This window comes from Shewanella sp. 10N.286.45.A1 (assembly GCF_041470405.1).
GTDB lineage: Bacteria > Pseudomonadota > Gammaproteobacteria > Enterobacterales > Shewanellaceae > Shewanella.
Genome location: NZ_JBFRMK010000145.1, coordinates 1 through 9642, shown reverse-complemented (window position 1 = coordinate 9642; position 9642 = coordinate 1). Strand labels below are relative to the sequence as shown.

Here is a 9642-nt window from a genome sequence, read left to right as displayed (position 1 = left end):
TGTCATTACTCACTTTGAATTAGCGTGCCAAAACGCTCTGAGTAGATCAGCTTCTTATACTGATTGGTATTAGATTGTTCATATGTATATTGAAGCTAAAGGCACTTATACTCGTCGTCTAAGCTAGACGATTAGATGATCGCATGCCATAAAGAGGTCACTAATGCAGAATTCGGTTTGTTACGGTATCCGGTGGCTGTACGGCAGATGTTTATGCTTGCGGCATTGTATCGCGTACCTATTGGCATCAAAGCCTGATTTAGCTGTAAGGACTACGACTGAGTAAGGCTAATCGTTCTAGGTTTCATGGCATCATTAGTTCCAGGAATTGCGAGATAAAGGCTTTGGGTAAGATCTAACAATGGTAGTTCGGGTATAAGAGTTTATGGGCATGATAAGCTCCAATATTCTTTAAGTCGTCTAGAGAACAGTATTGTAGCCTTTGTATAAATCCGTTGGCAGAAGTCTATTCAGCAATTCAGTTGTGCGACATTTTCTGTGCTTGAGGGGAAGGGCGATGAATGCACTTGCATGCCATAGAATCGTTTGGGAATTTAGATTGTAGCTACGGAGCGGAAGAGTTTTGTACTTTTCACAAAAAAGCCTTCAATAAATGAAGGCTTCTAGGTTTAAAGCGCTAGTAATTACTTATAACCGCCAGCCTTTGATTGGTCTTCACTATAATCAAGCTTTTCGTGACTCTGACCCATAGCCTCAGCAACTTCTGGTGGCATGTAGTTCTCATCATGCTTTGCTAAGACTTCAGTTGCTTCTAGCTTACCAGGAGCTGATAAAACGCCTTGAGCGACGATCCCTTGGCCCTCACGGAATAGATCTGGTAACAGGTCGTCATAAGTTACGATGATTTCGCCGCCAGCAGCATCATGGACAGCAAACTCAACATGAAGGCTATCAGGATCACGAACCATAGAGCCGATAGTTACCATGCCGCCGACGCGGATACGTTGGCCGATCTCAGGCATAACGCCGGTATCTTTCTTACCTTGAACAATTTCAGTAGGGGTAAAGAAAAGGTTCAAGTTTGAGTTTAGTGCATATAATAGTAGTGAAGCGATTGCTGCCACACCACCAATTAGAGCTACTGCTAGGGTTAAGCGTTTTTTTCTTCTTGGATTCACTATTTAGTACTCCGAGTTTCTTTTAAGCGTTCTTCTCGCTGAATCTTCTTCGCGATCTCTACTAACACTTTACGTTTCTGTCTAACACTTAAAACGACGAGCGTTCCAAGGGAGAAGAAGGTTACACCGTAAGCAAGCCATACATAAAAAGCATAGCCGCCCATATTAAAAAATTCACTAATTGAGTCGAATTGCATTATTTGACCCCTTCTGCTTTAGCAAGTTCACGCACCCATGGACGCATTCCATTTCGTGCTAAGATTTCTGCTCTAAATCTCACTAATGTAATTGCTGCGATCATCAGACCGAAACCAAATATGTTAATCAACAATGGATATAGCATATCTGTCGACATTGTAGACTTTTCAGTAATACGGATTGTAGACGGCTGATGTAGCGAGCTCCACCAATCTACAGAATACTTAATAATTGGGATATTGATGACACCAACAATAGCCAAGATCCCTGCAGCACGAGCCGCTAACACTTTATCTTCAAATGATGCGTAAAGGGAAATCACACCTAGATAAAGGAAAAGCAACACTAGTTCAGACGTTAGGCGTGCATCCCAAACCCACCAAGTGCCCCACATAGGTTTACCCCAAGTTGCGCCTGTTACAAGTGCAATAAAGGTAATAACCGCGCCAATAGGAGCGATAGATGCAGCAGCCCAATCGGCAGATTTTATTTGCCAAACCAGACCAATGAATGAACATGTGGCCATACCCATATATGCGGCCATAGACATTGAGGCTGCCGGTACATGAATGAAGATAATACGGTAGCTGTCGCCTTGCTGGTAATCGGTTGGGGCAAAACCTAAGCCCCAGATTGTGCCTATACCGATAAATGCAATTGCTAAGGTGGCAAACCAAGGCAATAGCGTGCTTGAAAGCTTATAAGCGCGTTCTGGATCCGCGTATGAATGTAACCATTTCCACATTTTAGTTAGTACTCACTCGTAAGGAAGCACCAATTGCGAATGGTGCTAACGTTAATGAACCGATCAACATGGCGCCGATTATAGCGAGTTGACCATCATAAGGTAAATTCATTCCAGCAGCATCAATTGCGCTGGTAGCAAAAATTAACACCGGAATATACAACGGTAAAATGAGCAAGCTTAATAGCACGCCACCTTTACGTAATCCGACAGTCAATGCCACACCAATTGCTCCTAGTAGACTTAATACTGGAGTCCCTAGAGCTAATGTTGCGATTAGCGCACCATAACTATTAGTGTCTAGGTGTAACAAGACTGCTAATAAAGGTGCCACTAAAATTAAAGGTACACCTGTTAATATCCAATGTGCCAGCACTTTTGCTAAAACCATTAATGGCAGAGGTTGTGGGCTTAGCAGCATTTGCTCAAGGCTACCATCGACATAATCAGCTTTGAATAAACGCTCTAATGACAACATCGATGCAAGGAGTGCAGCAACCCAGATAATACCGGGTGCGACCCGTGTTAGTACTTGTGGCTCTGGCCCGATACCTAATGGAAATAGAGTCACAACCAATACAAAAAACAATAATGGATTAAAAATATCACCGCGATGACGGATAGCAATCTGCAGATCTCGTTTGAGTAACGTACCGAAAGCTTGGGTATAACTAATACCTTTTTTCATTGCTAATTCCTAAACAAAGCGATAATCAAGACGAATTTTACGCAAGATGTCATCACCAATCACACCCATGTCCTGATGAGTCGTTAAGATGACACAACCGCCACGTTTCGCATGAGCCAAAAATAAGTGCTCAAGCTCTTCTACGCCCTTTTTATCGATCGCAGTAAAAGGTTCATCAAGTAGCCAAATTTTACAGTTAGTATGCCATAGCCTTGCTAGCGCAGTACGTCGATGTTGGCCTGCTGATAGATGACCTGCTAAAGCTTCTTCAAAACCTGATAAATTTACTTTTGAAAGGATTTCGCGTGTATCAAAGCCATCATACCCGCTGATTCTTAAATTGAAGTTAAGATTTTCCTCAGCGGTTAGTTCACTTTTAACACCAGCGAGGTGGCCTAGATATAACAGTTCATCGTTATACTCGTCTCGACATCGGTTGATGTCTTCACCTTTAAAATTGATATGGCCAGCGTAAGGGCGGGACAAACCCGCAATTATTCGTAAAAGACTTGTTTTACCCGCGCCATTGGGGCCTTCTATTTGAACAATCTCGCCTTCGGTGATCTCAAAGCTCAGTTCGTCAAAAAGAATACGCTCTTCTCTAATACAAGTTAGGTTACTAGCTGATACCAGTGTTGTTGCTTTTGATTGTTCTACCACTGAGCCCTCTATATCATGCCGTATAAAAACACAAGTGATACTAACACATAGACTTTCAAGCGTTTAGTTCCGTGTTGAGCTAAGTGTCAGCAATTTGATGTAGTTCCAATATTAGAAAGTTTTTAGGAACTTTTTAAACATTTGCTAATATATTAACGTTTTTGAGAACTATGTCTTGCTAAACAGCTTTTAACGCGATTTAAATCACAAATAGATGCCATTTGGTGAAGTTTGTAGTAACCTAGCGCTGCGATAATAAGTCTGCCGCATCCTCTAAGGGCAGCGTGAGCTTTGTTAGAATTTGCATTAGGAACCTATAAAATGAAAAAATTATTAGCACTGACTGCAGCTGCTGCATTAACTTTGTCTACAAGTGCTTTTGCTCAAGATGGCAAAGCTGTCTACGACAAAGCTTGTCAAGTTTGTCACAGCATGGGCGTTGCTGGCGCACCAAAAGCACATGACGCTGCGGCATGGGAGCCTCGCTTAGCGAAAGGCGCCGACGCACTAGTATCAAGCGTTAAATCAGGCCTAAACGCAATGCCACCAGGTGGCATGTGTACTGATTGTTCAGATGAAGACTACAAGAAAGCAATTGAGTTTATGTCAAAGTAAGCTTTTTTGCTGATATAAAAAAACCGGCTTAAGCCGGTTTTTTTATGGGTGATATTTGCAACTACTGAACTTGGGTATCTAGAACAAGTTGTCCAGTATCTCCAACTTTAATCATCGCAAGTTTACCTTGGATGTCACCGGCTTGTGGCTTAACGCTGCCGTGCTTAGATAGTACTGCAATCACTTCGACAGTTTTAGCATCACTCAACTTAACATTGCCGCCCATATTGGTGCTGTCATCAAGTGTAATAGAAGCAGGTAGTGAGTCAGCTGACACTTTAGTTGCAGCCAATGGAACTTTAGGGCCCTCTGTAGAGCGAGCAAAGATGAACAGCATATCAGTGCTAGAAACCTGTGCTTGTAGCTCAGGAGAGATAGAGACTTCTATCGTCACAGTCTTAACTGTAGCCTTAGGTTTTACGTTCTTATGAGCGTCATCATTAGGCATTTCACCTTCCGCACTCATTCTCATTTTAGCACTGTCGATAGCATTGATTATCGCACTGCGATCAACATCTTTACGTTCGCTATCCAAAATCAATTGCCATGCATCGATAGCCGTTTGATATTCTGCAGAGAAGAAAGAGTCCATACCTACAAGCAATAATGTAGAAGGGTCAGAAGGATCAAGTTCTAACGACTGATCGATAAGAGCCTGAACTGCTGGTGTCATCTGTTGGTTCGAGCGGTAGTATAAGGCTGTTGCCTTAGGGCCTAGTAGCTCAGCATGTACACCAACCAACTCCATTGTTTTGTCGAATGCCATGATGGCATCGTCATAACGATTAGCTGAGATATATGTATGACCAAGACTAAACCATAGCTGACTGTTTTCAGGTTCAGCTTTGGCCTGTGCTTCCATCATTTGTACTCGCTGAGACATCATTTGCGCAGCATCCATACCTGAATGTGCTTCATTAGCTGCCATCGGCTTGTCTAAGTTTTCATATGCACCTAGTGTTGAGTACATATAGCCTGAAATACCTAGAATGATTGCTGACATAACAGCTGGCCAGGCAATACTTTTAGGCTTTACTTTATTAACAAGAGACTCATCGTCACCTTGTTTCATATCTTGAAGCAGGCTTATTTCGAGCTCTTTCTTAAGCGCATCGAATTCAGCTTGATCAAGTAAATCTTCTTCTACTTCTTTCTCTAAAACAGAAAGACGTTCATTAAATAATTCTAAGTTGGTGCTTTTGCGAACACCGGCTTCTTCTGTCCGTCGCATTTGCTGCTGACGAAAATGTGGGAACCAAATCAGCGCTAGGCTGACCAACACAAATAAGGCTATCAAGATCCAGAATGTGGTCATTATGTCTATTTCACTTTAGTTTGCGAAAAAGCGGATTCACCGCTGAACTAGGAATAAGATTATACGTAAAGATTATTCATTGAACAGTAATATAACCTGAAATCGTCATAGTTGCGTACTTGTTCACAGATTGATTTTATTTGCAAAATAACTCGAAACTTACGGGAACTTCTTGAGTCTGACTTAAAAATCCCACTAAATATGCTCAGTTTACGGTGGAATTTTTGAACAACTGTTTATGTGTTGCTCGTAATAAGATAGGGAAAGAATGAGACAAGTCACCCATATTTGTACGAAATAGGCAGACAGGAACAATAGCAAATACTAAACTGAGCTAAATTTGTACCCTTTTAGTAGTGTTAACTACGGATTCGTGTGTAATGATATTAGCGTATGCTTATCAATACATGATTTAGGACTGAGGAAAACCCATGATCCCAGAATTAGGACACTTTTCGCTGATTATCGGTGTGGCATTTGCCATGCTTTTAGCTATCGTCCCTTTAGTAGGTGTAGCTCGCAAAGACCAATACTTGGTGCGCTATGCTTGGCCATTAACATACGGAATGTTCTTTTTTATTCTGTTCTCCGTTATCGCGCTCGGTTATAGTTTTGCCGTCGACGATTTTTCCGTCGCTTATGTAGCGCACCATTCCAATTCCGAATTGCCAATCTTCTTTAAGATTGCTGCAGTCTGGGGTGGTCATGAAGGTTCATTGCTGTTTTGGGTGTTCTCATTATCGGCTTGGGCAGCTGCCGTTGCACTGTTTAGTAAAGGCTTAGAAGAGGTCTTTACTGCACGTGTTCTAGCGGTTCTAGCCATGATTTTGATTGGTTTCTCATTATTCATGTTGCTGACTTCTAGCCCTTTTGAACGTCTATTCCCGATACCAATGGAAGGGCGTGACCTTAACCCAATGTTGCAAGATGTTGGCTTAATCTTCCACCCTCCTATGTTGTACCTAGGTTATGTAGGTTTCTCAGTAAGCTTTGCATTCGCTATTGCAGCGTTAATGAGTGGTCGTTTGGATTCTGCTTGGGCTCGTTGGAGCCGTCCTTGGACATTGGCTGCTTGGGTATTCTTAACTGGTGGTATCGCGCTTGGTTCGTGGTGGGCTTATTACGAACTTGGCTGGGGCGGTTGGTGGTTCTGGGATCCAGTTGAGAACGCATCATTTATGCCTTGGTTGATTGGTACAGCTCTGGTTCACTCACTTATTGTGACTGAAAAGCGTGGCGCTTTCCGTAACTGGACTGTTCTACTATCAATTTTCGCATTCTCGCTAAGTTTATTAGGCACCTTTATTGTACGTTCTGGCGTACTCACATCTGTGCATTCATTTGCTGCAGACCCAAGTCGAGGAATGTTCATTCTGCTCTTGCTAGGGCTAGCCGTCGGCGGTTCGCTAACCTTGTTTGCTTTCAGAGCGAGCGAGATGAAGAGTCCTGCGCGCTTCCAGCTTAAGTCGAAAGAGACAATGCTGCTGGTGTGTAACTTATTGCTAACTGTAGCGTGTGGTACCGTTTTACTTGGTACGCTTTACCCACTGCTGATTGATGCATTAGGAATGGGCAAGATTTCTGTAGGTCCTCCATACTTCAACGCCGTATTTGTGCCAATTGTACTAGTGCTATTTGGTTTCATGGGTATTGGTCCAGTGATCCGCTGGAAGAAGTCAAAAGATGGTGAGTTGAAACGTCAACTTCTTATACCAGCTGTTATCGCTTCTGTTGTTGGACTTGCCGCACCGTTCCTTGCCGGTGGTGAATTTAACATCTGGGTAGTGTTCGGTATTGGTACTGCAACTTGGGTAACAATCATGACATTCCGAGCTGCTTACAATATGGTTAAGACCAAAGAAGGCCCAGTCGATATGGCTCGTCTTGGTCGAAGCCAACTAGGTATGATCATTGCGCATCTAGGTATTGCCGTGTCAGTTGTCGGTGCAACGATGGTTTCTAATTACTCTGTTGAGAAAAGTGTCCGTATGGGACCTGGTATCTCTCAAGAGTTAGCGGGCTACACCTTTAAGTATATTGAGACTAAAAATGTAGTGGGTCCTAACTACACTGCGCAGCAAGGTCAGATAGAAGTTTATCAAGATGATGAATACGTCACATTATTAAGACCTGATCGTCGCCAATATAATGTACGTACTATGGATATGACCGAAGCAGGTATTGATTGGGGCTTATTCCGTGACCTTTACGTCACAATGGGTGACCCTATCAGTCGTACAGAATTTGCTGTTCGCCTTAACTATAAGCCATTCGTTCGTTGGTTATGGTTCGGATCAATCTTTATGATGGTTGGTGGTTTCTTTGCTGCTTCTGACAAGCGTTACAGAGTTAAAGCAAAGAGTGCTGATAAAAAAGCCGCAGACAACAGTGATAAATTAGCAACGGCATAATGGAATAGGGTGAGTATGAAAAAGCTAGTTTTATTTCTTCCACTGGTTGTGTTTTTAGGTTTAGGAGTGTTCCTTTACAAGGGGCTCTTCCTAAACCCTCAAAAACTCGATTCTGCTCTAGAAGGAAAGCCGATCCCGACTTTCGAACTAGAGATTTTGGAAAAGTCAGGGGAGACTTTGACTAATGAGACACTTAAAGGGAAAGTTTCTCTGCTAAACGTGTGGGCAACATGGTGCCCTTCATGTAAGTACGAACATCCTTTTTTAATGACCTTAGCGCGCAAAGATATTTTGCCTATCTACGGTATTAACTATCGTGATGAGCGAGCATTGGCTATTCGCGAGCTAAGTCGTGAAGGTAATCCTTACGCGATTAATATCTACGACCATAACGGCCGTCTAGGATTAGATTTAGGTGTCTACGGTGCTCCTGAAAGTTTCTTAGTCGATCACAAAGGGATTATTCGTTACAGATATGCGGGTCCAATTGACTCTCGTGTTTGGAAAGAAACTCTTTACCCAATGGTTCAAGAGTTACAGGCTGAAGCCGCGAAGGATGGTGCATCATGATAAAGATATTAGTTAAGAGCCTTTCTGCTCTTGTGCTATTACTGAGCATGGCATCAGTAGCTAATGCGACTCCAGTAGATACTTATGAATTTAAGTCTCCAGAAAACCAAAAGCGTGCACTGTCTTTAGCGCATTCATTGCGTTGTCCTCAGTGTCAGAATCAAAACTTGATTGATTCTAATTCACCAGTTGCACAAGATCTTCGTTTAGAAGTATTCGAAATGGTCGACGAAGGCAAAAATGACGACGAAATTGTAGAGTTCATGACAAGTCGTTACGGTGAATTCGTACTTTATAAGCCAAGAATGGAAGCCAAGACTTATGTTCTTTGGTTAGGCCCTATCGGTTTATTAATATTTGGTGGCTTTATTGGTTTTCTATTCATACGCAAACAGCGTATTGCAGAAGCAAATACAGATGAGCTAACTTCGGAAGATCAGCAAGAGCTAGATCGTCTATTGAAGCGAGATACTAAATGAAAAACATAGTATTTGGACTCTTTGTAGCCACGCTAATGTTTGCAGGGCAAGCGCAAGCTTACCCTGGTATGCAAAAGCAAGGCGACAAACAGATCCAATCAAGTGTTGATCAAATTAGTGTTTTGCCTAAGCCATTTCCAATAGAAGCCGTTCCTTTTAAGGATAGTCAGGGTCAACCTGTTGATTTTAGCCAATACAAAGGCAAGGTTATTATGGTTAACATGTGGGCCACCTGGTGTCCCCCATGTGTGAGAGAGCTTCCTGCTATTAGTCGATTCTCTGACAAAATCGGTTCAGAAGAGTTTGAAGTTCTTCCGGTATCGATAGATCTAGACGGTAACAAGCAAGTGGAACCATTCCTTAAATCATTAGGAATGGAAAACTTTACGACCTATTATGATAAAGAGCAGAGCCTAAGTGATGTATTCCCGCTGGATACCATTCCTGCCACCTTTATCCTTAATAGAGAGGGTGAGTTAATTGCATTTGTGCGTACCTTTGTAGATTGGGACGATGATAAGGCAGTAACACTGATAAAAGGCTTCTTAGAGCAAACGAAGTAGTCGCGAATTACTGAACTGTCTTAAATAGGCGATAAAAAGGGGCTTTTAGCCCCTTTTTTGCGCGTATCGTTTGAGAAATGTGCGCTTAAACGTTTTATTGCATTTTTTCTCATTTAGCCCCTTGCGCTCTGTCAGGATTTCCCTATAATGCGCATCCACTGACACGGCACAGCAGGCCAGTCGCTCTTAGCAAAAGCTAGGTAGTACGGGACTTGCAGCGTAATCAGTACCTCTTTTGACGAAGAGGCGAGAGATTAAC

11 protein-coding genes are annotated in these 9642 nt (G+C 42.5%); 5 read left to right on the top strand and 6 right to left on the bottom strand.

The features are described 5' to 3' along the window. Positions 1 to 644: 644 nt before the first annotated feature. From ccmE to ccmA, 5 genes are read right to left on the bottom strand one after another with little or no spacing between them, the layout of a single operon-like run. A complete protein-coding gene (gene ccmE / locus AB4238_RS11985) occupies positions 645 to 1139 on the bottom strand; it encodes a cytochrome c maturation protein CcmE (RefSeq protein WP_020912158.1) in 495 nt (164 codons plus the stop codon). Next, entirely contained in the window at positions 1139 to 1336 is a 198-nt protein-coding gene (gene ccmD / locus AB4238_RS11980) for a heme exporter protein CcmD (RefSeq protein ID WP_371995326.1), read from the bottom strand. The genes ccmE and ccmD overlap by 1 nt, the downstream gene beginning before the upstream one ends. Next, positions 1336 to 2082, bottom strand: a complete 747-nt coding sequence (locus tag AB4238_RS11975) for a heme ABC transporter permease (RefSeq protein ID WP_372033650.1) — start codon at positions 2080 to 2082, stop codon at positions 1336 to 1338. Before AB4238_RS11975 ends, ccmD begins: the two co-directional genes overlap by 1 nt. 1 nt (position 2083) lies before the next feature. Further along, positions 2084 to 2770: a heme exporter protein CcmB gene (gene ccmB, locus AB4238_RS11970; protein ID WP_371995325.1), complete on the bottom strand. Its 687-nt coding sequence runs from the start codon at positions 2768 to 2770 to the stop codon at positions 2084 to 2086. 9 nt (positions 2771 to 2779) lie between these two features. Continuing rightward, complete coding sequence (ccmA, locus tag AB4238_RS11965) at positions 2780 to 3430, bottom strand: cytochrome c biogenesis heme-transporting ATPase CcmA (RefSeq protein ID WP_372033649.1); 651 nt, start codon at positions 3428 to 3430, stop codon at positions 2780 to 2782. Between the two features lie 321 nt (positions 3431 to 3751). Here ccmA and AB4238_RS11960 point away from each other — a divergent pair, with 321 nt between their 5' ends. After that, positions 3752 to 4045, top strand: a complete 294-nt coding sequence (locus AB4238_RS11960; protein WP_220740443.1) for a cytochrome c5 family protein — start codon at positions 3752 to 3754, stop codon at positions 4043 to 4045. Between the two features lie 61 nt (positions 4046 to 4106). Here AB4238_RS11960 and ccmI read toward each other — a convergent pair whose 3' ends face one another. Then, positions 4107 to 5360 carry a c-type cytochrome biogenesis protein CcmI gene (ccmI, locus tag AB4238_RS11955; protein WP_372033648.1) on the bottom strand — a complete coding sequence of 418 codons (1254 nt, stop codon included), beginning with the start codon at positions 5358 to 5360 and terminating at the stop codon, positions 4107 to 4109. A 431-nt stretch (positions 5361 to 5791) separates the two neighbouring features. Here ccmI and AB4238_RS11950 point away from each other — a divergent pair, with 431 nt between their 5' ends. Genes AB4238_RS11950 through AB4238_RS11935 form a run of 4 tightly spaced genes read left to right on the top strand, consistent with a single transcriptional unit; the run spans position 5792 to position 9383 of the window. Next, positions 5792 to 7771: a heme lyase CcmF/NrfE family subunit gene (locus AB4238_RS11950; RefSeq protein ID WP_372033647.1), complete on the top strand. Its 1980-nt coding sequence runs from the start codon at positions 5792 to 5794 to the stop codon at positions 7769 to 7771. A 15-nt stretch (positions 7772 to 7786) separates the two neighbouring features. Beyond that, positions 7787 to 8341 (top strand): DsbE family thiol:disulfide interchange protein, encoded by a 555-nt coding sequence (locus AB4238_RS11945; RefSeq protein WP_372033646.1) that lies wholly within the window; start codon positions 7787 to 7789, stop codon positions 8339 to 8341. Further along, positions 8338 to 8820 (top strand): heme lyase NrfEFG subunit NrfF, encoded by a 483-nt coding sequence (gene nrfF, locus AB4238_RS11940; RefSeq protein ID WP_372033645.1) that lies wholly within the window; start codon positions 8338 to 8340, stop codon positions 8818 to 8820. Before AB4238_RS11945 ends, nrfF begins: the two co-directional genes overlap by 4 nt. Then, entirely contained in the window at positions 8817 to 9383 is a 567-nt protein-coding gene (locus tag AB4238_RS11935) for a TlpA disulfide reductase family protein (protein ID WP_372033644.1), read from the top strand. The genes nrfF and AB4238_RS11935 overlap by 4 nt, the downstream gene beginning before the upstream one ends. Positions 9384 to 9642 lie beyond the last annotated feature (259 nt).